This is a genomic window from Psychrobacter sp. Pi2-1 (assembly GCF_904846645.1).
In the GTDB taxonomy this organism is placed as follows: domain Bacteria; phylum Pseudomonadota; class Gammaproteobacteria; order Pseudomonadales; family Moraxellaceae; genus Psychrobacter.
The window spans coordinates 253,728-277,366 of record NZ_CAJHBO010000001.1 but is presented as its reverse complement, the minus strand read 5'-3'; the positions used below and the strand labels follow the sequence as shown (position 1 = coordinate 277,366).

Below are 23,639 nucleotides of genomic sequence, written 5' to 3'. Positions count from 1 at the left end.
ATTCTTTGCGGTAATTGTTATTAAGGTAGTTATTATTAATAAACAAACACTGCTATCAATCGACTAAGGTTGACGCAGCGAGGAGAGTAGTGCCGACGATAATACTCCGATAAATAATATGAGCAAGCTTATAATGTTGCATGAGTAGATAGGCAGAGTATGAAAATAAAAGTAAAGACACTAAAATAAAAATAACCCGTCGATCCAAGTAGTGGATTGACAGGTCATATACATAGTAAGATGGTAAAGAAGCCACACTATGATGTCAACGCTTTAGCACCGCTATGTAAGTATTAATCTTAGGTTTTTTGTACTCTATTTCATAGCCAATAGCCAATAGCCAATAGCCAATAGCCAATAGCTCAGAGATGATTTAATAAGTTTACTCCGGCAACAACTCAAGTGTCTCCACCATGTCCATAATTGCTCGCCAATGTTTGGGCTCTAATGGAATCACTGTTAATTGCTGACATCCTTTCCTTAGTAATAACGAATCTTCCAAAGTTGGCAAAAATTTTAGCTCTGATAGTGGTAACACCTCTGTAAAAGCTTGCTCAAAAGTGAGATCGACCATATACCAACGAGGTTCCTCTTCAGTCGCAATAGGATCATAATGACGATGCTCAGGGTGAAACTGAGTAGGATCAGGATATCCTGCTGTAGTAACTGTCATGATACCAGCGACTCCAGACGGCTTGGCGCTAGAGTGATAAAAGAATACCTTGTCACCAACTTTCATATCATCACGCATAAAGTTACGCGCACGGTAGTTACGAACGCCGTCCCAACCGTCGGTGCCCAAGCGCTGCAAATCTTCAATACCAAAAAATTTAGGGTTGGATTTCATTAACCAATACGCCATATATCTGTCCTTTGATTTTTTATTTATTTTTCAATTCGTTCTTAAAATTATCGAGGTTTTTATTAACTCACTTTCAAACTTGTCTTGAATAGTTTATCTTAAAAAAGCAAAGAGGACTCCACCTGACATTAGGGTGGAGGTGAATTTCGCATCACTGGTTAGCCTCGTTGGTTCTGAATATATTGCTTAATAATATCTAATGGCGCACCGCCACAAGAGCTTGCAAAGTAGGAGCGTGACCAAAGCACAGGCTTGGAATAAGCTGCTCTTAAATCAATAAAATCCCCCCTCATTCGTCTACTGGTGACTGACTTCAAGTTATTAACCAATTTGCTTAATTGCACCGTGGGCGGGTACTGGATAAGCATGTGGATATGATCTGCTCCACCGTTACATTCTTTTAACTCAGCATCAAAGCTCTTGCATACCTCAGTGACACACTCACTGAAATACTTATGATGCAGCTCACCTAAAACTTTTTTTCGGTACTTAGTAATAAAAACCAAATGAACGTGGAGATTAAAGGCAGCATGGCGGTTTTTATATATCTCACTCATTGTAATAAAAACTCTTAAATGCTAGTATTATAAGCATAATATCAAACACACACTCATTAATAAAGAACGCATTTATGAAAATCAACAAAGCGTATAAATTTAGGCTTGAGCCTAATGCAGAGCAGGAGATTGTTCTAAATAATCTTGTCGGCTCTGCACGTTTTGTTTGGAATCAAATGCTAGTGATCTCATTTGAGATGTTTGCTAAAGATGAGTTTATCAATGCCACGAACCTCGTTAATAAAATCATGGATCTAAAGAGCAATCCTGATTTCGAGTTCTTAAAAAGCAGCTCAAACGCTGTCTCTTTACAACAAAAAGTACGTGATCTTGCATCGGCTTGGTCGCGTTTCTTTGATCCTAAAGCACATGCCAGATTGAAAGAAAATAAAAAGAAACCTCGTAAACCCAAGTTTTTTAAACTGGCTGATGGCACAGAAATCCAGCTACGCCCGTTGATGCCACAATTTAAGCGCAAATCCGATGGGCGTGACTCAATTCGGTTAGTTCAGTTTGATAAATACTGCCGTGTTAAGGGCAATCGAGTAAAACTACCGAATGGCGTGGGCTTGGTGAAGTTTAGAAAATCGCAAGACATTATTGGCACGATTAAAAATGTCACCATTAGCAAGAAATCAGGTCGCTGGTATGTGTCGTTTGGCACAGAGCACGAGCTGACAGAGAACCCTCGTCACCCCTCTAAAAGCGCTATTGGCTTGGACGTGGGCATCAGTAAACTACTCACCACCTCAAACGGTGAATATATTAAACCCAAAAACAGCTTTAAAACCAATCAACTCAAACTTGCCAAACTGCAACGTGGATTGGCGAAAAAAGTAAAATTCAGTGAAAACTGGAAAAAGCAAAACCGCAAGATTCAAAAACTCCACAACCACATTGCCAATATCAGACATGACTACTTGCATAAGATCACCACCAGCACCAGCACCAGCATCAGCAAAAGCCACGCCATGATTGCTTGTGAAGATTTAAAAGTCGCCAATATGTCGAAATCAGCCAGTGGTACGGTGGAGAATAAAGGTCGTCATGTCAAAGCCAAGTCAGGATTAAATAAATCCATCCTAGATCAAGGCTGGGGCATGATGGTCAATATGCTTGAGTACAAGCAGCAATGGCGCGGTGGGTTACTGATTAAGGTAAACCCACGATACACTAGCCAAACCTGCTCTGAATGCCAGCATATTGCTGTCGATAACAGACAAACTCAGTCAAAATTTGAGTGCATCAAATGTAGGTATGTTGCGAACGCTGATTTTAATGCGGCTCGTAACATATTAGCGGCAGGACATGCCGTTTTATCTGCGAAGGGAGGATGCAGTAAAGGTCGCCCGTTGAAACAGAAAACAAGCGACCTTCGTGAGAAAGTCGCCTAAGAGCGTTTGCTTTTAGAATTCCCCACTTGAGCTTCGCGAAAGTGGTGGGAGTATGTCAACCTAGCGTTACTTTTGATATCGATCATTATTGCTCACTACAAAATAAGTCTATTTATGCCCAAAGTGAATACAGACAGCATGCCGAACGACCTGAATACGTTAAGTCTTACTGAACCAACGACGGATACTATCGCGGTAGACGTGATCGACATTCCATTGTCTCTTTACATTCACATTCCGTGGTGTGTGAAGAAGTGTCCTTATTGCGATTTTAATTCGCATGAGCTACCGATGGACAGTGAGCTATCCATGTATGAAGAATATGTTGATACGTTACTGTTAGATGCCACGATGCAGCAACCTTTAACTCAGGGCCGAGAGATTGGTTCGATATTTATTGGTGGTGGTACGCCGTCTTTGCTACCCATTGCTCAGTATCAGCGACTGTTTATTGGTTTACGTACGTGTTTTGAATTTGCAGAAGACATTGAAATCACGATGGAGGCCAATCCTGGCACGCTTGAGCATGCACCATTTGCGCAGTATTTAGAGGTTGGTATCAATCGTCTGTCTATCGGTGTACAGAGCTTTGCCGCTGATAAGCTAAAGGTACTGGGGCGTATCCATGATCCTGTGCAAGCGTTATCAGCAATTCGCGCTGCCAAAGCGGCTGGATTTGTACGGGTCAACGTCGACCTGATGCACGGTCTACCGCAGCAAACCATGAATGAAGCGCTAGAAGATATCCAAATGGCGCATAATGCTGGTGCAACGCATATCTCTTGGTATCAACTGACTATTGAGCCAAATACCGTATTTTACCGTAGCCAGCCTATTTTACCTGATGAAGACAATTTGGCAGATATTGAACAAGCAGGGCAAGCGCTATTGAAGCAATTAGGTTATAGCAATTATGAGGTGTCGGCATGGGCAGGTGCGTCAGACAAACCATGTCGTCATAATATCAACTATTGGCAGTTTGGCGACTATTTAGCAATAGGTGCTGGTGCACATGGTAAAGTGACGATTGATTGTCACGCAGACAGAGGTAGCGCACCGTCAAAAGAAAATGATAAATCGGAAAACGATTTATTAGCAGAATCTGGCATCTATCGTTTTAGCAAATCACGTTTGCCAAAAGATTATGTAGGAGATATAGAGACAGAAAAATCCAAGAGCACTCAAAACGTACCAAAAATGGTTGGCTGGCAAGCGATTGATCAAGAAGAGCTAGTGAGTGAATTTATGCTAAACGCACTACGCTTACATGGCGGCGTTGCTTGGTCACTGTTTGAAAAGAGAACTGGGTTAACGCTTGATAGTATTGCTGAACAAGTGAACAATCTGGTCAAACAAGGGTTGTTGGTAGATAGCGATACGCAGTTGCAACCGACTATATTAGGCCAGCGTTATCTCAATCAGATATTACGTGCGTTTTTATAAGATTATTTTTGAATAATTGCGTAATAGAAGTGAAGTAAGAACACAAAAAAGGCTTATCAAATAAATGATAAGCCCTTTTGAAAATCTAAAAAAAGCAGACCTTAGATTTTGTTTTGTACTTCTTGTGCGCCGCCAGTTACAGCATCACCAGCGCTTGATACGTCTTGGCCAAAGCCTTTGAACGTGTTGCAACCAGTTAGAACGAACATAGCAGTTAAAGATGCGATGATTACTTTTTTCATAATAGTATCCTCAAAGATAAATGAATGGTTATAAATAACAACAGTGACGCTAAGCGTGTGCTTAAGCTTCACTGAAGGGGTATTGGATGAGACAGTCATACATAAATACTATCGCGTTATCCATTACAGACATCATAGTGAAAGTTAAAAACGCTGCACAGTATCAAAATGTAATTATTGGCAGTAAACTGTAACTTTCGATTACCTACCGCTCATAAATTTAAATAATAGAGCGCTGAATATTTGTGGAGTAAGAATGACCATCCATATCGTGCTAGTAGCACCAAAAATGCCGAGCAACACTGGCAATATTATTAGACTGTGTGCCAATAGTGGAGCACAGCTGCATTTAGTGAGACCGTTAGGGTTTGAGCTTGATGATAAAAAGCTACGCCGCGCAGGTCTCGATTACCATGAATATGCTCATTTGCAAGTGCATGACGATTGGACAGCTGCGAGACAAGCTCTACAAGCCGCTGATTGCCATGTCGTTACCGCATTGACAACCAAGCTAAGCAAACCGTTTTATGATTATGATTTTGGTAAGCACTCGGACTCTGAAGCATCTGATAAGGCTGCTATGCCCAATATTGCGCTAGTCTTTGGTTCTGAGACAGCAGGTCTGGCAGATGATATACGCGAAGATATCGGTGCTGATAACTGGCTAAGACTGCCTATGCTAGCTGACTCGCGTAGTTTAAACTTATCAAATAGCGTAGCCATTTGTTTGTACGAAATATGGCGACAGCAAGGATTTACAGGCGATGAGGGTCGTAGTGTCGGTTATGAGACATTGACAGTCTACGACCCAAAATAGTGATTCTACAAAGCAATAACTATAGACTTAAAAGTATTTGCGTACTCAATGAGCAGTAAAATATTAGATACTGCTCATGCACATATGATAATTTTCTAGTGCGCCATCGATTGTATCTTATCGTCTATAAAGTACTTATAAACAGTTTGGTGGTTTGGGTAGTCCTGCTAAGCGATTGACATGACGCGCAACCAAACCTGTATTAAACAATTGCTGTAGCTTTTGATTGCTAATATCGAGCTCTGGCAAAGTCTTTTGTAGCCATTTGATTAATGGACGGGTTGCTGGCGCGTGATTAAATTTGTTAAAAAACGCGCGCACTTGTTGCAAAACTTCTAAATGCTCGTCGCTCAGATTGACCTCTAGTGTGTCTGCCAATTGCTGCGCGATAGCAGGTGTCCAAATCGTATGGTCACACAGATGGCCGTCTTGATCTAATTCGATATCAGCCGCCGATAATGTAGCGTTGTGAGTGGTCATATCATTACTCATAAGGCAATCGTCACCACTTTATCAAACTGACTGCTCTGAGTCAGATTCACCCATTCTGCGTCGGTTAAAATAGCAGTCAACTTAGTCTCTAAATTAAGCTTGCCAGTTGTATTTTCTGTTAGCTGTGCGATGTCATCTGCCAATGCGTAAATACCAGCAATACCATCTATATCGCTATCATTTAAATAAGCATTGAGCCAATCGATAAAAGCAGGAGTGCTGCCGAGCAAGAGAATGCTGTCACCCGTGCGCCAAGTGCGAGACATTTCTTCAGTACTGCGTCTAAGGGTATCCATCGTGCTATGCAATTGATATAAAGTTGCCATAAAGGTGTCCGATTACGTGCTTTATTGTTTTATAAATTTAAGTAATATAGTGATTTAAAAGGTAAGTATCTGCTCAAAGTCTTGTGAGTTGATGACCTCTGGCACAACTGTGAGCTGTAATGCCAGATCTGTCGGCAAGATACCAGTGACCCAGCCACTAAAGACATCATCAGGTAGCCAAGCTGCGGGCATATCGTAAAGCTCAAGTGACTGAATCATGCCATGTAGCCGCGAGTCAGATTGCATCAATAAGCCAAAGACCGGCGCATCTAAGAACAATTGCACCTCATGACCAAATGTCGCTAGAGTTAGCGCAAGCGCACAACCTTCGTAGCTTGCTGCTTCAGTGGGCGTGTGCAGCTGAATTAATAATCTCATTATGTATTCCTAAAAATAGTTACCGCTACCAGTGATCTCAATAGACAAGTTATCAAACGACACACTATCAAAACTGTATCAAACGACTGTCATCTTGCATCATCATGGCAAGCTCACTAAGTCCCACTAAGGTAAACCCTGTCGCAAGATTGGCACCGTCAAGCTGATGGCGTGAGCTGTTGTCTACATCACTCACACCGCGGCTAAGGGCTGTACTGACACAGACAGGCAGAGGTAATTGATACTGCTCAGCCAATGACTGCCATTCTTTGGTCAAGTCTAATTGATCGGCTGACTGCCAACGCAAGCGATTGGCTATGTGAGCCGAGTCGCCATAAAAGAAGACATTGAGCAGAGGTTGTTCAGAGGCAGCATTATCGCTGCTGCCTGTACCTGTACTATTAGTGTCATTGTTATCAATATCATGACTATTCGCTGCGCCATTTAGGTAAGCGCGTGCATAGCGTAATGCCAAGTGTGCCAGTGGGTGACTAGGGTCAGCAGTAATCAGTAGTAACGGGGGAGTGGTCGTCATAAGGCGCAGTATCACATATTATAAATAAGAGTTTAGAAATTATGGCCGAGTTGCTATAAATGCTTTGTATAAAGTCATTTGGTCGTTATTATTATAGTGCTTGTGTGCAAATTTGCGTGACAGAAAACAGAATTTATACTGATAATGCGACATATAGCGGATCATACTGTCACGTCAAATAGCGTTATGTCATAAAAGAGAGGTGCGTCGTCTCTATCAAAGATGTTTATGCTAACATAAAGCGCCGCAAACCAAATAGAGTCACTGTTATTTAACGTGGTTTTATCTCAAGTGTAGGCACACTGAGTACTATTATTTGATGCTGTGACTGCCTCGTAAGAAAAAACAATAAACTTATGAGCTAGGTTCACGTAGTCTTACCATTCTATGTAAGGAGTTTTTGTCACTATGTTACCTGCTATGCCCTCACGTGTGAACAATGGTACAGATTATCAGCCTACCGTAGAACAACTGCAAGTCCTGCAGACAGCGAGCGAGTTCGCTTATCAAATTTGGGAAAGTCGGACCGTTTCATGTCAGACGTTTTTGCGTAGCTATCCATTGAATAGTACGCTGACCCGCCAGCAAATCGATGATCTGATACAAGATTATACGCTAGATGAGAACTATCAACTCGCTGATGAAATCAAGGTCATGAGTGGTCTGCGTCACTTGCGCACGCTACTAATGATGCGCTGGATTTGGCAAGATGCCTTGCAAACGATCAGTCTGGAGCAACTGACCGATGAGTTGTCTGAATTTGCAGATGGCTGTATCTCTTTTGCTAAGGATTATACTTATCAGCACTTGGTTGCTAAATATGGTGAGCCGACCTTTATCAATGAACAAGGCAATGTACAGATTGATGATATGGCAATCATGGCCATGGGTAAGCTTGGTGCGCAAGAGCTGAATTTATCGAGTGATATTGATCTAATCTTTGTGCATCAAGCGCGCGGCGAGACCAATGGCAGTAAAGCAAAAGGCACACGTAGCATAGATAACAAACGCTTTATGACTCGATTGGGTCAAGGCGTTATTAAACTGCTTGATAACAAGACCGCTGACGGTTTTGTCTTTCGAGTAGATATGCGCTTACGTCCATGGGGTGATGGAAGTGATTTAGCCATTCATCTGTCCGCATTACAAAAGTACTTTACGATGCATGGACGTGCATGGGAGCGTTTTGCTTGGTTAAAAGCACGTGTGGTCGGACAGATAGACCAGCCGTTTTATGAAGAAATACAAGCGCTGATTAAGCCATTTGTCTTTCGTTATTATGTGGACTACAGTGCGTTTTCAGCATTGAGAGAAATGAAGTCTCTTATTCAAAACCAAGTTGCACAGCGTGAAGACTTGGATAATATCAAGCTTGGTGCGGGCGGCATTAGAGATATCGAGTTTATCGTACAGGCCTTTCAGCTTATCTATGGTGGCCGGCATCCACAGCTGCAAATCAAACCTTGCTTGCAAGCGATGCAAGTATTATGTGAGCTTGGCTATCTGGAGCATTCAACTTATGAGCAGCTACAGGCAGCATATCGGTTTTTGCGCCGGCTTGAGCATGCTATTCAAGCAATTAATGATCAGCAGACCCAGCGCTTACCACATGATGAGCAGTGGCAGCATAATCTAGCAGTGACGCTGAATTTTGAAAACTGGCATGCGTTATTAGATCAGCTTAATCGTCATCGCGACAGTGTCAATGCGCCGTTTGAGCGTATGGTCACTGAACGTCAAATACCTGATAACGAAGACACCGACCTAGAACCAGAGCACTTAGATGAGCAAATTGCTCGTTTAAATGAAGTGCTGATAGAAGAAAATCGTGAGTTACTACAGAATTTTTGGCAATCAAAAATGGTCGCTAACTTAAGTGATGAGGCCAGAGAGCGTTTAGACGATGCGTATCCTGTCATTGTCCATGCGTTGTTAGCCCATCAAGAGCAGCAGCAACTTGCCAATACTGCTTTACCAAGATTGATCTCACTGCTTGAAGCGATTTGCCGCCGTTCTATCTATTTGGTCATGATTGCTGAAAACCCCAATGCAACGATTGAGCTGATTCCAATGCTATCTGCCAGCCCGTGGATCGCAAAAGAGTTGGCTCAGTATCCTGTACTATTGGATACATTTTTGCAGCAGCGTTATCGTCATCTGCCAGATAAGCGTGAGCTGCGTGATATCTTGCGCCAACAGTTGCTACGCGTCGAGCCTAACGATGAAGAAGAGCTGTTAAGCGTCCTACGTCTGTTTAAAAAGAATCAAGTGTTGGCTGTTGCTGCTAGCGATGTATTGGCGGAACGCCCGATTATGAAGGTATCGGATTCATTGACTTATATCGCTGAGGTCGTACTAGAAGCAGCATTGGAGCGCGCTTTTGCAGAGATTGTTAATCGTTATGGGTATCCTATTGGCCAAGATGGCGACCCGGTCACTGAAGCGGACTGCGGCTTTGCGATTATTGGCTATGGCAAGCTTGGTGGCTTAGAGTTATCGTATTCTTCAGATTTAGACTTGGTATTCTTACACAAGATAAAAGAGCAAGGTATGACCACTGGTGAAAAATCAGTCAGTGGTATGAAGTTTGCCGCGCGTCTTGTACAAAAGCTGATGAATTATCTCAATACTCAAACCCGTGATGGCCGTGCCTATGAGATTGATATGCGCCTGCGACCCTCAGGAAATGCTGGCATGATGGTAGTATCTTGTCATGCGTTTGAAACCTATCAGATGGATAAAGCATGGTCATGGGAACATCAAGCGCTGGTACGTGCTCGTGCGATTTGCGGAGACAGACGAGTTACTGCACGTTTTTGTGATATTCGTCGCGACGTATTGTCATTGCCACGAACACTGGATCAAGTACGTAGCGAAGTCACCAGCATGCGTATCAAAATGCAAAAGCATCTAGGCACGAGTCAATGGCAGCAGGAAGCGGGCAAGTTTCATCTTAAACAAGATGCAGGCGGCATTGTAGACATTGAGTTCTTAGCACAATTTGCCGTATTGGCTTACTCACATGAATATCCGAGTTTGACCAAATGGAGCGATAATGTGCGAATTTTTGCAGAAGTTGCTTTGCTTGGTATTTGGGATGACCAAGTCTGTCAGGATTTGACTGATGCCTATCTAAGAATACGTGCTGCTACTCATCAATTGGCACTATCAGAGCAGTCTTTGCTCGTTGATGAGTCATTGTGGCAGGAGACGCGAGCGTTAGTACAGTCACAATGGCAGCATCTCATGGGCGTGGAGACAGATGACGAGTAATATCGAAACTTGTATGATTAAGGCCTTGCCGATAGTCCAAGAGACGCTTAAACTGTAATGCGTTACTATGAATAAAAGCTATCAATAAAAGCTATGAACAAAAACTATGGATAGAATTGGTAGCTAGGAACGATATAATTAAAAACCATATAGTGCCAAACCAAAAGATTTCATTTGCCAAGACGGCCAGTGATATAATCGGTCACACATCATCATAGCACTGTTAGTCGTTTGTCATAATGAAGCTGTCGTTTAGGCAATAAAAATTGACGCTGCGGTGTTATCATACGATGTTGATCAATACTGTTAAATAAAACCTACCTAAAAAAAGTTAGACGTCAGTGCTAGCATAAGGACAATAAAATGAATATGGCAACACAAGATGGTAAGCTTTGGATGAATGGCACGATGATCGAACAGCCAGATGCTAAAGTTCATGTGCTTACACATAGCTTGCATTACGGTATGGCTGTGTTTGAAGGCGTACGCGCTTACCAAACCGCGGATAATCGTACCGCTATTTTCCGCCTAAAGGAACACACCGAGCGTCTCCTTGGCTCAGCTAAAATCTTCCAAATGGACGTACCTTTTGATGCTGCCACTTTAGAGCAAGCACATAAGGATGTGGTCAAGCAAAACAACTTGGCAGAAGCTTACATTCGTCCGCTTATCTGGGTAGGTGCAGAAAAACTTGGCCTGTCTTCACGTGATAACAGCATCAATGCAATGGTTGCTGCTTGGCATTGGGGTGCTTATCTTGGTGAAGAAGGCATCAAAAATGGTATCCGCGTAAAAACGTCATCTTATACGCATCACATGCCAAACGTGACTATGTGTAAGGCTAAAGCCTCTAGTAACTATCCTGTATCTATCATGGCTAACCAAGAAGTGACGCGTAATGGCTATGACGAAGCTATCTTGATGGATCCACAAGGGTTTGTATGTCAGGGCGCAGGCGAGAACTTATTCTTGGTAAAAAATGGTGAGCTACATACGCCAGACCTATCAGGTGGTGCATTAGACGGTATTACTCGTCGTACTATCTTGCAGTTCGCAGCTGACCTAGGTATCAATGTCATCGAACGCCGTATCACTCGTGATGAGTTTTACTTAGCTGACGAGATATTTATGACAGGTACTGCTGCTGAAGTGACGCCTATTCGTGAATATGATGATCGTATCATCGGTAATGGTGGCCGCGGTGAGTTGACTGAAAAACTACAGACCCTATACTTTGATGTGGTTCATGGTCGTAATGAGCAGTATATGGATTGGTTAAGCTTTATTGATTAATATAATATCTAAAGAAGTGCTAAAAAAGAAAGCCAACACTATTTAATAGTGTTGGCTTTCTTTTTCTGAAAGAGAAATCAACATGCCCATAAATCGTTGTTTTTATATCACTGTCCGATATTATAATATTTAATTTTAGACTTTATTTTTGCTTCGACTTTTCTAACATTACGGCTATTGATTGTTTTGCTCATAGATCTGAATGGAATCAACAGCTTATCACCAATACCATCAACTAGTACAAATTCAGGAATACCGTGTCTTTGTTCTGTATACATGATACCTGCAATATTTACTTCACCAAATACAACGTGTAAGTTACAGCATTCATTAAAAAATTTATCTAAGGCATCTGCATGACTTTTATCAAAGCTATTATCTTCGTCTAAATCATACACAGACACAACTGAGCCATTAGGAGAGGTTATCTTTTCAGTAACTAGTGCTAGCCCTTGGTCTGTTCCAATCATACCGTAAACTGTTTCGATAGGAAAAGTATAAGTAAGCTTAGCATAGCTATTTTTACATAATTGCAAGTACTGTAATAACTCTCTACGAAACTGTTTGTAAATTCCTTGAGAGCGATGTGCACGTAAATAATGTTGCTTAGCCCTTGCACCATCAGCAGTAGCATGTTTCGGATTCATAATTTTTATTATTTTGTCTGAATATACTGGATGCTCAAATACAATTTTCTGAGTACCTTGGCCTAGTAATTTGAGGTTTTTGGTTAAGAGCATGGTTATGTTTTTCCTATACTGCAGTATCTGAAATTTGAATATTTACGAAATAATAAAATATGATGTTTAATCATGACATATTAGACTTTCAGTTATAACGTTGGTAGAAGTTATTTGTTAGCTCAAAAATAGTACTAATAAATGATTAACCAACAAATATTATTATTTAGGTCGTGTTCTAAGCTAGTAATATCAAGTATTCTTCAATAGATACTCATAATACGAGTTAGGCTTTATGTCTTTCACATAAGACATTTTATGTATACTGGCTTGCGAGATAATATTTTGATATTCAGTTTCATTGTAAGGTTTGTCTAGTGACGCAACCAATAAATGAGGTTTAGTATCATCAATGATAGGGCATTGATATCCTGCAAGCTCGCCTTTTATAAGCGTATCAAATAAAATCTGGAAGAAAAAATAATGAGGGATATATTCTTGTGTTTTCCAAAAATTTAAAATTAAGTCTAAACAGGTATGAATAACCGGATCATTTTTTCGAGCAAAGATAACGCTATTTAACACATTAATTTTATGGTCACTTTCCCAAGAAAAATAGCTCTTGTTAAATTTTTTCCATTGTTCTTTATCTCGTGCATCTTCGGCACGTTGATACATAAAGAAACCACTATTTTTCAGCACGGCAGGTAGAGGTGCAGAGAGGTAAATCGTTGCATCTAACCAAATACCGCCATAAACATCGAGCAAGGCAAGACGCACTAAATCAGCAAAGAAGGCTGGTCTGAAACCTGGAGACGTTTTTTTATCCCAAATAAAATCAGGTAAATCTAGATAGTCGTAGATATTGCTGTCATCTAGACGGATGATTTTATAGTCAGCAGCATGTTTGTCTACTGACTTAAAGTATAATTTAACTGATTCAGGAAGACGGTTTTCAGTAATACCTTGCCCCCAGTATTGCCAAATGATTTTTTCGTTCTTAAATTCTTTTTTTGGCTGCAATGAAAAAGTCATTAACTTGCCATGGTTATATAGCTCAATAAATTGTGCCCAGCACTTTGCAACTTGGTTTTGCTGTTCGAAGTCAGCTTTCTTTTCAAAAGTTTTGCGCTTGCTTCTAGGTGTGACTACGTTATAAAGATAGCGATAGGGTTTTTTCTTTTTTCTTTTTAACCTTGTATACGCTTTACTGTCTGAAAAAAAGCGAGGCGATATATTGTCTGAATCGAGTTTTGAGTTTTCTTTTACGTCTGCCATTATTCTTTTTCCATTCAGCTTGAGTAATCTTATTATTAGTCTCACCTCTGAGATATGAGTGCCCGCCAAAACGATAATGGGACTTATCAGAGAACATTAACTTAGAGGTTTTCTTCCAGTATTCACGCTCACCACGTGTGAAGTACGGGGGTAGTATTTTAATATCTGCGCGTCCCAGAGCAAACTTATTTAAATAGCTCTCATCATGCCATAAAGCGATAATATTATTTTTCAGATCTGTTTCTGTTTGTGCATTCAATAACTCACATAGCTCTAAAAACGCATTTGTTTTACCGCCTAGAATACCACCAGCAAAATAATGCCTTCCTTGATTATAGGGGATATATGCTTGGGATTGAGGGTTACGGTCATAAGGATACTTTCTTCTATGACGATGAAATACATGTGGCTGTAGATAAAGAGTCAGTTTTTCATGATCTTTTAATGGTAGTAAATCTTCTTGAAATATTGTATCTAAAAATTCTGTATTGCCATTAAAGTAAAATGAAAAGTCAAAAGAACTAATAAACTGACGAGCATTTAAAAATATTTGATATCTCATTAATGCTATATAAGGCCATTGCAAGGCTTCCTGTTTTATCATAGAAACATTAAGATACTCAGACTGCTTATTCAATAACTCTATATTATCTGTGAACAAAACGTAATGTTTATCACAATTCGGTAGTAAATATTTTTCAGCAGATTTATAGAAGTAATCCCAAAACACAGTGTACCGACCAGTTGCAATATATAGAATGGCAACAGATGGTTGAGGGTGATTATCTATTGTAGAAATAGTTGGTGGCATAGCAAACTCGATCGTCGTAATGAAATTATTGTCTATGATTTATAGTCGATATCGAAAAAATTATTTAAAAGGCACTTCTTTCGCGAAAAGGGCTTTTTTAGCTTGTGTCACTAATCTTCTAGCTTCTTTGTGTACTTTAGCGAATCCTTTTTGCTTTTCTAGTTTCATTCGATCTTTACGATCTGTCAGTAGTGCACTAGGTAGAGAAGGGTTATTCTTGTGTAAAAGCATTTCTTGGATACATAACGCAGGTACTAACTGTTGCACTGGCTCAGAGCCATTAATAACAAAATTATCAAACATCAAACTATCTAGAGGTAGTAAGTTATTATTTTTGATATAGTCTAGATATACTCTGGCACCTTGCAGAGATAGTATATAGCCTGCTGTACCTAAATTTTTACCTTTTAATTCAGTTACATAGCGCTTACCATCTAGGACAGCATGTGTATCTTTTGATAAATAGGTTTTTTTGGCAAAAGCTTCAATTTTAACGATCTGCCAGTCAAGTTTAATCCACTTGTCGCAATTGAGTAACGTCTCAGCATCGTCACCTAAATAAATATCATCTTCAAAAATAGTGGCGTATGCTAAATTCTCTTTGATGATTTTTTCCCAAATTGCTACGTGACTCATCATACATGCTATTTCACCTAAGGTTAAACTGGCAGATGCTAAGTCTAAAGATAAACGTTCAGCATAAGGTTTCGCAACATCCGGTGTTAAAGCATCAAAAAATTCATAGTTTACGTTATGTTTACCAAATTCTGATTCAATATGCTTTCTGCGGTCGGTTGCAGAGGCTAAGCTAATGACAAACTTTCTCATAATAGGGTGGTCCTACATTATTTGGTAATGATTAAGTTTTTAATGGCTATGGCTTTATCTTGCAACATTCTTTTCTGTTTTTTCAAACTATAAGATGAGTCTCTACCTTCTTTTTCTTTACGCTGTATATTTTGGGTCGCTTGTGTACCTAAGATATCGCTGTCGAATCCCATTGGGCTGATCAGTGCAGGCCATAGGCCTAGACCTTTACCATTTTGGCTAAGCCATCTTTGGAAGAAAATGTCGACAGGCATATCAATGGTCTTACCTTGTTTAATAAACTCTTCTGCACCTTTGCGTGACCAAATAAGCCCTAAGCCGCGGATAGGGAAGTAATAAGCATGCCATAAAGTATGTGCATCAAAAGTAACAATGTCTTTAGCAAGCTTCTTCTTTTTAGCTGCGATATTAACCAGATACCAGTCCAACTCTGGATGAGTATGTAGATACGTCAGTGTTTTATCAATAACAGGTTTAAAACTACTGATCATCTTCATATCATCTTCTAATACAACTAAAATATCAGCATCAGTTTCTAGGAACTTTTGTGCACATTGATAATGGCTTAAATAGCAGCCGATTTCTGAATTTAAAAGACTACGACCTAAATTACTTCTGGCTCGTTTGTCATCATAGTCTATAAACTCCGATAAAGCTTTGCCGCGGCCATCATAGGCAGCGATGCGTTCAAATGACCAACCAATATTATTAAGCTGTTGTCTCGATCTTTCTAGGCGCTCATCGCTACCGTCTAGGTTGATCAAGTAAGTAAGAACTTTCATATCATTTACCTTTTAATAGCACATTGGGTTTCTTCTCTCAACAACGATTCGGGTAAGTATAGATAGAACTTTTTAATCATTGCTTTATTCACTTTTTGCGAAAACCCTTCACTTAATAAGTCCATACTTTGAATACAACCGTATTTTATAGATTCATCATCTAAATTTTTTATGAATTTCTCTACGCTATATTCATTTTTAAGATAGTTTAGGTTTAAATCAGGTTTCAGAACGGCTTGATTTTTCTGTATGCTTAAGTGATTAGCCAAAGAAATTGGATCGAATTGAGATATATCTCTAAAACGATGCTTTATCTGACTTTCCAGAAAAGTAAGGTTGCTTAGTAAATAGCTGCTTAATATGCTCTTGTCAACAATATGAGGATAATGATGTATCTTGAAGAATTGGTTAGTCTTAAGAGGTATAGAGCCTAACATTTGAGCTGTAGTATATTTAGGCTGAATAGGAGTCTCTAAAAATTTGTTTAAGAGTTGCCGATATTTCATTTTAGTATTAAGTACTATTTTCTTTTGCCAATGGCCATGAATAATAATTTTTTCATCATCCAAAAATTCATCCATTTTTACCGGTTGGTTAAAAAAGAAATCATCGTTCATATAGATGAAGTAATCAGATAGCCCTTTAATATTCCATACCATCGTCTCGATTGAAGTGCTATTAAACGTAGGTAAAAACTGTTCGTAACCCGAAAATATGTCCTTATGATCAATGATACGTATTTTATCTGCTGAGCAAATACCTTGCTTGGCAAACTCATCGACGAACGCTGGCTTTTGTTGATCTGTGACAATATATATATGACGACAAAAAGGCACATATTTGATGATAGAAGCAATATTATAATATATCTCATCGTCACTGGCGAAACGCGTGTCAGTTATTGCGTCAGATGCCACTTCTTTAGTTGGCTTATACTGTCCTCGCTTTCGTTTGAGTACAGGGTCTGCGCCATCTACCCAAGCAATGACGATGTCTAATGTGTTTTCACTAGGCTGCTTCATAACTGATCCTGTTCTCATCGGATATGCGTCTATTTTAGTAGCGATATTAGATCAGCTATGATATTTGCTGATGCGATTATTAACAAGGTTTAATCGATTTAGATAGTTAGACTAATCATAATTTTTTATAGAGATACCGTTAAATCCTGCTCGTACTTTACTAAGTAAATGCCGAGCACCAGCGGTAGGTGAGACTAGCATATAAAGTCAGAACGCTGCAATAATTATGACCATAGTTGCATTCATTTGGCTAACCTATCATGCCTATACCGTTAAAAAATCAAGCTGAGACACTGATGCCACCTACTATTCTATTTATTTTAAAAGCGCTTGAAGGTCGTGGTGCTGAGCGTATGGTTACGACGTTGGCAAGCGCTTACGCAGATATGGGCTATCGTACTCATATCCTATGCTTGGAAGCGACGCAAGATATGCTACTAGACGCTCGTGTGCAATATCATATCGTGCCATATGATGAGATGTTTTCTGAGCAGAATCTCGACCCAGAATCTACGCAAGCACAAGCCTACGAATCAGTTGCTAAACGTATTGATACTTACGTGCTTAGCCAAATAGGAGTGCCAGATTTGATACTGGCCAATATCTATAAAATAAACTGGATTATGGCATATAGCCAGTTGCCAAATATCGTAAATGTACTGCATACAGCGCTATCAAAGCAGTTCCAAAACCAATTATTAGAGTCGTCAGTACAGACTATAAATCATTTGAAAACGGTCTATGGCGCTCATCCTTGTAGCTGTGTAAGTAAGGGTGCACGCCAAGATTTGATTGATCTTATAGGAAATATCACCAAAACCACAACAATCTACAATCCTTGTGATGCTACTGATATAAATACCAAAGCAGCAGCGTCTAGCCATCTTGAAGATTTCGGCTTAGTAGATAAAGAGTACATTATACATGTTGCCTCTTTTGATAGCATGAAAGGTCATCGAGACTTGCTACAGGCATATGCCAAAACAGAACGAAAGCTGCCGTTAGTACTAGTGGGTAAAGGTAGGCTTGAAGCAGAGATTAAACAGTTGGCTGTCCAACTAAATATTAGCGATAGTATTAAATTTTTAGGCTTTCAGACCAACCCTTATCCATTAATTAGGTCAGCTGCACTAATGGTGCTTACTTCTAAGTTTGAAGGTTTTGGTTATGTCATCGTAGAGGCGCAGGCACTGGGTGTGCCAGTAATCAGTACGGATTGTCCTTTTGGTCCACGAGAGCTATTACCTGAGCAGAACTTGATTGCGGTAGGTGATATTGATGGGTTGGCCATGCTTATCGACCAAGCCATAGACAACCTTACAGATTATATCGTGCCACTAAACAAGCAGTTGCTGCCTGAACATATTGCAAGACAGTACTTAGCCTTTGGTTCTGTTTTAGATTCAGATAAAAAATGAAGGTTTATAACGTGTAGTAGTTCTTAATTAAACGCCATCAAGTAGAGATTATTAATTGCGAGTCATTAATTAAAAAGTGTCAAATAGCGATTTAGAGATAGGAGAGTGGTTGAAGACGGGTACACCATGCGATTGATAGATTCTGCCAAGCAAGTTAAACGAAGGGACAATCCGCTCGTTCATGACTTTGCTGAGCATACTTGGCGCACTATTGTTTTTATTTTCATAAAACCGTGGTTGCTTACTGTTAAGCAGGTCAATACCGTACAGATGAATACTCGCTGCTTGACGCGAAAACGCTAACTGCGCCGCGACATAAGCAACGGTTCCTGCTTCCACAAATCCATGAGTAATGTTAAGAGAGACGCCGATGTCAGCCGCTTTATGATCGCTATCAATGATAAAGTTTGGATTATTGATAAAGTACGATAGCGGCATTTTTTTATTGAGTAATTTTTTCTTAAAGATAAGCTTACTAAAAGATAGCTTGTTTGACTTCACTCCCCATGGCCTATCTACGGGATACAACACTCGCATGGCATGATGATACGTTCGCATAATATCAGGGTGCGTGGTTGCCATTGCTTCAAAGACAGCTAACGTTGCATATAGAGGTTGACCCGTATAGTACTGCTGTAAAATCTCAGGCTGATGATTGATAAAGCGCGCATCACTGATGACGTAACCAACAATATCGGTAAACTGATGCTGCCCAATCAGGCTGATACTGCCATTGACAAAAATAGTAGGCGTATCTAGTAGCTCTGCTAACGGCAGCTGCTGTATAGATGGCCCTGAGGCGATAATATTGACGTCTTTTCCATGCAGGCTTTGTGCTGGTTCATTGGCATTAAAAGCATTGATAATGATGAGCTCATTATCAATATTGAACCCAGCGGTAGCAGGTAATCTCAAATATAGCGCCATACTATTTTCCAGTCGTTTATTTCACCTATCTTATATCTTAATACACGGCCTTTATGCTAATTATAAATTGTCTAAATATGGTTAATTGCTAAGCATCTATTGCCAATGGTCTTTTAACCATGGGCTTGGCTTCACATGTCGATACCATTTACCGCCACTGCCAGCAATTGCATCTGGCGGGTTAATCTCACCATGGAAGATAACGATTTTTGCATCATCCGGCAGAGTAGGTGTGCGTACAAAGTTAAAAGGAATCGGCGCAATACATTGATACTTAAAGCTGACACACCATGTTTTGTCCCAATACTCTAGGTGATGATGCTCACGCAAATAGTTAGAGAGATAGGCCTGCTCGTGACGTACTTGGGTGCGAATAGTTTCAAAGTTTCGCTCAAAATTGGACAGCAAATCAGGATAGGTATTCATGCCAATATTGAAGCGATAAACAGAGCTGTTGCCAATCATGCGCCAAGGTTTTTTCCAGTCGCGGATGATGACGACACTGTCCTCATGCTCAGCTTGATAAGTAAAAAACGCATCGATATTATCGACAATGACGATATCAATATCTAAAAATAGGGCCACACCTTTTAAATCATACAGCTCAGGCTTAAAGGTAGTCAGTTTTTTCCAACCACGTTCAGGACCTGCTGGTAAATCCATGTCAGGTATCGGATAACAGGCAATCGCAGGGTCAATACCTGTGCTGTCATCGGTCAAGCAAACCATTTGAAAATCTAGGGTGAGATGTCGACTAACCATGTTGTAGAGACGATTGACGTATTCAGGACCATATTTGTCGCCCCATTTCATACAGATGATATAACGCTGTTCAGGAGCATTTGTACTGGTTTGCTTAGGATCTGTAGATGAGGTCTTAGTTACGTCAGATGTCATAATGCACTCGTATTGAGATAATAGTCAGATAAATGAAGGACTAATAAAAGTAAAAGGATATAGAGTTCAGCCAATATTATCATAGCTGTGACTGATGGTACGTCTAAACTGATGGTACGTCTAGATAGTGCAACGCTAGGTTGGTGATGACTAATGATTGTCGAGCTTAGTGTTATCGCTTTTAACAGTACTATCGTTTTTAGCATTGTCGCTTTTAACGTTGTCATTTTTAACGCTATCGTTGATATCGCTAGCAGAACGACTAGAAACGCTAGAATGGTGAGATTGGATAAAGGCTGCTAAAGTCTCTTTATCTTTTTTATAAGGATTGCCTAAGTTTGGTATACGCTTAAAACGTCGATAGCCCCACATATAATGACTGTAGTTATCTGTAATCATACGCTCCATGGCCTGATTGAGAGCATGAGTTGCCACTTCAGCATTGCGGTCATACAAGGCTGGTTCATCGAGTTTGTAGCAGTAAATATCAAAGCCGCGTCCATCGGTACGGCGAATACAAGATAAGCCAACCAGCGCACATTTGGTTTTGCTGGCCAGTTTGGAGGCAAGGGTACTGGTCAATGTTTTGATACCAAAGAACGGAACGACAACGCCGCCTGATGGCTCTGGAACGTGGTCGGGCAATACAATACTAAAACCACCTTGCTTGAGTGTTTTAAACACGGCTTTAACGCCGCTCCCATCAGTAGGTACCAAAGTGGCATTAAGTCGCGCTCGACCCTGAAGGATAAACTCATTAGCGAATTTGCCGTCAACTGGCTTATACATGATAGTCGGGGAACCAAATTGATTGAGCCACGCGTTCATCATCTCCCACGTACCCAGATGCGGGACGATGGCCAGCATACCGTTTGGACTGGCAAGACCTTCTAACAAAATGTCTTTATTATGGACATCACGAATCTGAGCGATACTCCACTCAGGAGGCATCGCCCAGCTTTTGATCGACTCGATACTGGTCAAGCACTGATGATAGATAATCTCTTTAGTCAGCGCTTGTTTTTGCTGGTCTGATAAAGAATCAGCAATCAGCGCCATATTGATCTGAATGGTACGCATGATACTTAGACTGGGTATCTTAATGATAACCCACGCAACAAAACGTGCCAGCATCTGCAGTACAGACAATGGCACGACTTTGAAAATATGATACGGATTCATGACCACTCACATGGTAATGAATCACGTAACAAGCACTGTAGACAGCAACCGCGCATCATCAAACGATTTATTCAGCAGGCTTGCTGGTATCAGCTTGTGCTTTTTCACGCACACGGATACCAAGCTCACGTAGTTGTTTGCTATCAACGCCAGCAGGTGCTTGGGTCAATGGGCAATCAGCTGTTTTGGTTTTTGGGAAGGCGATAACGTCACGGATAGAGCTTGCGCCTACCATCAACATAATCAAACGATCCAAACCAAATGCTAGGCCGCCATGCGGTGGCGCACCAAATTTTAGAGCATCAAGTAAGAAACCGAATTTGTCTTCAGCTTCTTGCTCACCAATACCCAACGCTTCAAGTACAGCTTGCTGCATATCATAAGTATTGATACGTAAGCTACCACCACCAATTTCAGTACCGTTCAATACCATGTCATAAGCGATAGAAAGGGCAGATTCTGGGTTGTTTTTCAACTCTTCAACTGAGCCTTTAGGTTTAGTGAACGGATGATGCATTGAAGTCCAGCGACCATCGTCAGTTTCTTCAAACATTGGGAAGTCAGTCACCCAAAGTGGTGCCCATTCGCAAGTCGCCATTTCAAGATCTAGACCGATTTTTTGACGTAATGCACCAATCGCATCATTCACGACACTGGCTTTATCCGCACCAAAGAAGATAATGTCGCCATCTTCTGCAGCAGTACGCTCAATCAAGCTCACAAGCACGTCATCAGTCATGTTTTTGATGATAGGAGACTGCAGGCCAGACTCTTTATCCACGCCGTTGTTGATGAGGCTTGCGTCATTGACTTTGATATAAGCCAAACCGCGTGCGCCATAAATACCAACAAACTTGGTATAAGCATCAATCTGCTTACGGCTTAATGATGCGCCACCAGGAATGCGTAGGGCAGCCACACGACCTTTAGGATCGTTCGCAGGGCCAGCAAATACCTTGAAGTCAACGTCTTTCATCAAATCTGCAACGTCGACCAGCTTTAGTGGAATACGTAAGTCAGGCTTGTCTGATGCATAGTCACGCATTGCTTCTGCGTAAGTCATGCGAGGGAACTGCTCGAACTCAACGTCCATCATTGTCTTAAACAAATGCTTGATAAGACCTTCGTTGATGTTCATGATTTCTTCTTCGTTCAAGAAAGAAGTCTCAATATCTACCTGAGTAAATTCAGGCTGACGATCAGCACGTAAATCTTCATCACGGAAGCATTTAGCAATTTGATAATAACGGTCAAAACCTGACACCATCAATAATTGCTTAAATAGCTGTGGTGACTGCGGCAGGGCAAAGAAGTTACCTGGACGGGTACGTGATGGTACAAGATAATCACGCGCACCTTCAGGCGTTGCACGAGTCAAGATAGGTGTCTCAACATCCAAGAAACCATGATCGTCTAAATAACGACGAATCGCTGACGTTGCCTTGGCACGGAATACCATACGCTCTTGCATTTGCGGACGACGCATATCAAGATAACGATACTTTAGACGCAGGTCTTCAGATACAGTCGTTTTTTCGTCATTCAATGGGAATGGCGGCGTTTCAGATTTAGCCAGTACTTCAATTTCTTTGCCCAATAGCTCAATCTGGCCACTGGTCATATTATTATTTTCAGTACCTTCATAACGGCGACGTACACGGCCAGTTATCTTTAGCACGTATTCAGGACGTACAGCATCAGCTGCTGCGAAAGCTTCTGGGGTATCAGGGTCGACCACGACCTGTAAGATACCAGCGCGGTCACGCATGTCTAAGAAAATCACGCCACCGTGATCGCGACGACGATGTACCCAGCCTACGATACTAATGGTTTGCTCAAGCAAGCTCTCGGTTACGGCTCCGCAATACTCGTCTCGGTATTCGCTATGCGTCATAGTGCTTTGCGTCATAATATGGTTATCCAGTTATCAGCCCAATTCGAAGTACAATAATGCAGCCATTGCTGTGCGTTTCAAGCTATTTGCAAAAAAAACACACAAACAACGCGATTAAGACATATGGTCATCACGTTGGCTGCAGAAAATTTGATATAAACGCATATTATGCCTAATCTGCCTTTGTTATACAACCAGCTGAGTTCAATCAAAGAACGGGAGTCTGCAAGTATCTGACGTATTTATTCAGTGATATTTATATTGGGTTAAATATTGTCATCATGCTTGAAAACACCGCTTAGTGTGCA

The 23,639-nt window shown here is 40.8% G+C and carries 23 protein-coding genes; 6 read left to right on the top strand and 17 right to left on the bottom strand.

Annotation, left to right across the window (positions count from 1 at the left end):
• Positions 1 to 382 precede the first annotated feature (382 nt).
• Together JMX91_RS01055 and tnpA are read right to left on the bottom strand one after the other, a co-directional pair.
• Positions 383 to 862 (bottom strand): EVE domain-containing protein, encoded by a 480-nt coding sequence (locus JMX91_RS01055; protein ID WP_201547304.1) that lies wholly within the window; start codon positions 860 to 862, stop codon positions 383 to 385.
• A gap of 158 nt (positions 863 to 1,020) precedes the next feature.
• Positions 1,021 to 1,419: an IS200/IS605 family transposase gene (gene tnpA, locus JMX91_RS01050; protein WP_102092183.1), complete on the bottom strand. Its 399-nt coding sequence runs from the start codon at positions 1,417 to 1,419 to the stop codon at positions 1,021 to 1,023.
• A 74-nt stretch (positions 1,420 to 1,493) separates the two neighbouring features.
• Here tnpA and JMX91_RS01045 point away from each other — a divergent pair, with 74 nt between their 5' ends.
• Together JMX91_RS01045 and hemW are read left to right on the top strand one after the other, a co-directional pair.
• Positions 1,494 to 2,813, top strand: coding sequence for an RNA-guided endonuclease InsQ/TnpB family protein (locus JMX91_RS01045; protein ID WP_201547303.1), 1,320 nt, complete (start codon positions 1,494 to 1,496; stop codon positions 2,811 to 2,813).
• 138 nt (positions 2,814 to 2,951) lie between these two features.
• Entirely contained in the window at positions 2,952 to 4,256 is a 1,305-nt protein-coding gene (hemW, locus tag JMX91_RS01040; RefSeq protein WP_201547465.1) for a radical SAM family heme chaperone HemW, read from the top strand.
• 101 nt (positions 4,257 to 4,357) lie between these two features.
• On the opposite strand, the gene JMX91_RS01035 is transcribed toward hemW, so the two are convergent.
• Entirely contained in the window at positions 4,358 to 4,498 is a 141-nt protein-coding gene (locus JMX91_RS01035; RefSeq protein WP_057759705.1) for an entericidin A/B family lipoprotein, read from the bottom strand.
• 256 nt (positions 4,499 to 4,754) lie between these two features.
• Between JMX91_RS01035 and JMX91_RS01030 the strand changes: the two genes are divergently transcribed.
• Entirely contained in the window at positions 4,755 to 5,315 is a 561-nt protein-coding gene (locus JMX91_RS01030) for a tRNA (cytidine(34)-2'-O)-methyltransferase (RefSeq protein WP_201547302.1), read from the top strand.
• 135 nt (positions 5,316 to 5,450) lie between these two features.
• Here the strand turns inward: JMX91_RS01030 and JMX91_RS01025 are convergent, their stop codons facing one another.
• From JMX91_RS01025 to tusD, 4 genes are all read right to left on the bottom strand, one after another.
• Positions 5,451 to 5,795, bottom strand: a complete 345-nt coding sequence (locus tag JMX91_RS01025; RefSeq protein WP_227679197.1) for a TusE/DsrC/DsvC family sulfur relay protein — start codon at positions 5,793 to 5,795, stop codon at positions 5,451 to 5,453.
• Positions 5,796 to 5,803: 8 nt separating this feature from the next.
• Complete coding sequence (locus tag JMX91_RS01020; RefSeq protein ID WP_201547300.1) at positions 5,804 to 6,133, bottom strand: hypothetical protein; 330 nt, start codon at positions 6,131 to 6,133, stop codon at positions 5,804 to 5,806.
• A gap of 54 nt (positions 6,134 to 6,187) precedes the next feature.
• Positions 6,188 to 6,511, bottom strand: coding sequence for a hypothetical protein (locus tag JMX91_RS01015; protein ID WP_201547299.1), 324 nt, complete (start codon positions 6,509 to 6,511; stop codon positions 6,188 to 6,190).
• A 67-nt stretch (positions 6,512 to 6,578) separates the two neighbouring features.
• Complete coding sequence (gene tusD / locus JMX91_RS01010; protein WP_201547298.1) at positions 6,579 to 7,046, bottom strand: sulfurtransferase complex subunit TusD; 468 nt, start codon at positions 7,044 to 7,046, stop codon at positions 6,579 to 6,581.
• Between the two features lie 408 nt (positions 7,047 to 7,454).
• Between tusD and glnE the strand changes: the two genes are divergently transcribed.
• The gene (glnE, locus tag JMX91_RS01005) at positions 7,455 to 10,319 is read left to right on the top strand and encodes a bifunctional [glutamate--ammonia ligase]-adenylyl-L-tyrosine phosphorylase/[glutamate--ammonia-ligase] adenylyltransferase (protein ID WP_201547297.1); all 2,865 of its coding nucleotides are present in this window, start codon (positions 7,455 to 7,457) and stop codon (positions 10,317 to 10,319) included.
• A gap of 363 nt (positions 10,320 to 10,682) precedes the next feature.
• Positions 10,683 to 11,612, top strand: a complete 930-nt coding sequence (locus JMX91_RS01000) for a branched-chain amino acid transaminase (protein WP_201547296.1) — start codon at positions 10,683 to 10,685, stop codon at positions 11,610 to 11,612.
• Between the two features lie 107 nt (positions 11,613 to 11,719).
• Here JMX91_RS01000 and JMX91_RS00995 read toward each other — a convergent pair whose 3' ends face one another.
• From JMX91_RS00995 to JMX91_RS00970, 6 genes are all read right to left on the bottom strand, one after another.
• Positions 11,720 to 12,352, bottom strand: coding sequence for a YrbL family protein (locus JMX91_RS00995; protein ID WP_201547295.1), 633 nt, complete (start codon positions 12,350 to 12,352; stop codon positions 11,720 to 11,722).
• A 192-nt stretch (positions 12,353 to 12,544) separates the two neighbouring features.
• Positions 12,545 to 13,570 (bottom strand): capsular polysaccharide synthesis protein, encoded by a 1,026-nt coding sequence (locus JMX91_RS00990; protein ID WP_201547294.1) that lies wholly within the window; start codon positions 13,568 to 13,570, stop codon positions 12,545 to 12,547.
• Positions 13,500 to 14,381 (bottom strand): glycosyltransferase, encoded by an 882-nt coding sequence (locus tag JMX91_RS00985; RefSeq protein ID WP_201547293.1) that lies wholly within the window; start codon positions 14,379 to 14,381, stop codon positions 13,500 to 13,502. The genes JMX91_RS00990 and JMX91_RS00985 overlap by 71 nt, the downstream gene beginning before the upstream one ends.
• Positions 14,382 to 14,441: 60 nt before the next feature.
• The gene (locus JMX91_RS00980) at positions 14,442 to 15,209 is read right to left on the bottom strand and encodes a glycosyltransferase family 25 protein (RefSeq protein ID WP_201547292.1); all 768 of its coding nucleotides are present in this window, start codon (positions 15,207 to 15,209) and stop codon (positions 14,442 to 14,444) included.
• 17 nt (positions 15,210 to 15,226) lie between these two features.
• A complete protein-coding gene (locus tag JMX91_RS00975; RefSeq protein WP_201547291.1) occupies positions 15,227 to 15,991 on the bottom strand; it encodes a glycosyltransferase family 25 protein in 765 nt (254 codons plus the stop codon).
• 5 nt (positions 15,992 to 15,996) lie between these two features.
• Complete coding sequence (locus JMX91_RS00970; protein WP_201547290.1) at positions 15,997 to 17,013, bottom strand: capsular polysaccharide biosynthesis protein; 1,017 nt, start codon at positions 17,011 to 17,013, stop codon at positions 15,997 to 15,999.
• Between the two features lie 260 nt (positions 17,014 to 17,273).
• On the opposite strand from JMX91_RS00970, the gene JMX91_RS00965 reads away from it, so the two are divergent.
• The gene (locus tag JMX91_RS00965; protein ID WP_227679196.1) at positions 17,274 to 18,431 is read left to right on the top strand and encodes a glycosyltransferase; all 1,158 of its coding nucleotides are present in this window, start codon (positions 17,274 to 17,276) and stop codon (positions 18,429 to 18,431) included.
• Positions 18,432 to 18,500: 69 nt separating this feature from the next.
• Here JMX91_RS00965 and JMX91_RS00960 read toward each other — a convergent pair whose 3' ends face one another.
• From JMX91_RS00960 to aspS, 4 genes are all read right to left on the bottom strand, one after another.
• Positions 18,501 to 19,358, bottom strand: coding sequence for a hypothetical protein (locus tag JMX91_RS00960; protein WP_201547289.1), 858 nt, complete (start codon positions 19,356 to 19,358; stop codon positions 18,501 to 18,503).
• 96 nt (positions 19,359 to 19,454) lie between these two features.
• A complete protein-coding gene (locus JMX91_RS00955) occupies positions 19,455 to 20,171 on the bottom strand; it encodes a glycosyltransferase (RefSeq protein ID WP_201547463.1) in 717 nt (238 codons plus the stop codon).
• Between the two features lie 234 nt (positions 20,172 to 20,405).
• On the bottom strand, positions 20,406 to 21,437 hold the full coding sequence (locus JMX91_RS00950; RefSeq protein ID WP_201547288.1) for a lysophospholipid acyltransferase family protein: 1,032 nt from the start codon (positions 21,435 to 21,437) through the stop codon (positions 20,406 to 20,408).
• A gap of 67 nt (positions 21,438 to 21,504) precedes the next feature.
• A complete protein-coding gene (gene aspS, locus JMX91_RS00945) occupies positions 21,505 to 23,331 on the bottom strand; it encodes an aspartate--tRNA ligase (protein ID WP_201547462.1) in 1,827 nt (608 codons plus the stop codon).
• Positions 23,332 to 23,639: the final 308 nt, after the last annotated feature.

What these genes read in the sequence shown, in the direction of transcription:
- JMX91_RS01055 (WP_201547304.1), bottom strand. Translation starts at nt 862, where the DNA reads ATGGCGTATTGGTTAATGAAATCCAACCCTAAATTTTTTGGTATTGAA.
- tnpA (WP_102092183.1), bottom strand. Translation starts at nt 1,419, where the DNA reads ATGAGTGAGATATATAAAAACCGCCATGCTGCCTTTAATCTCCACGTT.
- JMX91_RS01045 (WP_201547303.1), top strand. Translation starts at nt 1,494, where the DNA reads ATGAAAATCAACAAAGCGTATAAATTTAGGCTTGAGCCTAATGCAGAG.
- hemW (WP_201547465.1), top strand. Translation starts at nt 2,952, where the DNA reads ATGCCGAACGACCTGAATACGTTAAGTCTTACTGAACCAACGACGGAT.
- JMX91_RS01035 (WP_057759705.1), bottom strand. Translation starts at nt 4,498, where the DNA reads ATGAAAAAAGTAATCATCGCATCTTTAACTGCTATGTTCGTTCTAACT.
- JMX91_RS01030 (WP_201547302.1), top strand. Translation starts at nt 4,755, where the DNA reads ATGACCATCCATATCGTGCTAGTAGCACCAAAAATGCCGAGCAACACT.
- JMX91_RS01025 (WP_227679197.1), bottom strand. Translation starts at nt 5,795, where the DNA reads ATGACCACTCACAACGCTACATTATCGGCGGCTGATATCGAATTAGAT.
- JMX91_RS01020 (WP_201547300.1), bottom strand. Translation starts at nt 6,133, where the DNA reads ATGGCAACTTTATATCAATTGCATAGCACGATGGATACCCTTAGACGC.
- JMX91_RS01015 (WP_201547299.1), bottom strand. Translation starts at nt 6,511, where the DNA reads ATGAGATTATTAATTCAGCTGCACACGCCCACTGAAGCAGCAAGCTAC.
- tusD (WP_201547298.1), bottom strand. Translation starts at nt 7,046, where the DNA reads ATGACGACCACTCCCCCGTTACTACTGATTACTGCTGACCCTAGTCAC.
- glnE (WP_201547297.1), top strand. Translation starts at nt 7,455, where the DNA reads ATGTTACCTGCTATGCCCTCACGTGTGAACAATGGTACAGATTATCAG.
- JMX91_RS01000 (WP_201547296.1), top strand. Translation starts at nt 10,683, where the DNA reads ATGAATATGGCAACACAAGATGGTAAGCTTTGGATGAATGGCACGATG.
- JMX91_RS00995 (WP_201547295.1), bottom strand. Translation starts at nt 12,352, where the DNA reads ATGCTCTTAACCAAAAACCTCAAATTACTAGGCCAAGGTACTCAGAAA.
- JMX91_RS00990 (WP_201547294.1), bottom strand. Translation starts at nt 13,570, where the DNA reads ATGGCAGACGTAAAAGAAAACTCAAAACTCGATTCAGACAATATATCG.
- JMX91_RS00985 (WP_201547293.1), bottom strand. Translation starts at nt 14,381, where the DNA reads ATGCCACCAACTATTTCTACAATAGATAATCACCCTCAACCATCTGTT.
- JMX91_RS00980 (WP_201547292.1), bottom strand. Translation starts at nt 15,209, where the DNA reads ATGAGAAAGTTTGTCATTAGCTTAGCCTCTGCAACCGACCGCAGAAAG.
- JMX91_RS00975 (WP_201547291.1), bottom strand. Translation starts at nt 15,991, where the DNA reads ATGAAAGTTCTTACTTACTTGATCAACCTAGACGGTAGCGATGAGCGC.
- JMX91_RS00970 (WP_201547290.1), bottom strand. Translation starts at nt 17,013, where the DNA reads ATGAAGCAGCCTAGTGAAAACACATTAGACATCGTCATTGCTTGGGTA.
- JMX91_RS00965 (WP_227679196.1), top strand. Translation starts at nt 17,274, where the DNA reads ATGCCTATACCGTTAAAAAATCAAGCTGAGACACTGATGCCACCTACT.
- JMX91_RS00960 (WP_201547289.1), bottom strand. Translation starts at nt 19,358, where the DNA reads ATGGCGCTATATTTGAGATTACCTGCTACCGCTGGGTTCAATATTGAT.
- JMX91_RS00955 (WP_201547463.1), bottom strand. Translation starts at nt 20,171, where the DNA reads ATGAAATGGGGCGACAAATATGGTCCTGAATACGTCAATCGTCTCTAC.
- JMX91_RS00950 (WP_201547288.1), bottom strand. Translation starts at nt 21,437, where the DNA reads ATGAATCCGTATCATATTTTCAAAGTCGTGCCATTGTCTGTACTGCAG.
- aspS (WP_201547462.1), bottom strand. Translation starts at nt 23,331, where the DNA reads ATGACGCATAGCGAATACCGAGACGAGTATTGCGGAGCCGTAACCGAG.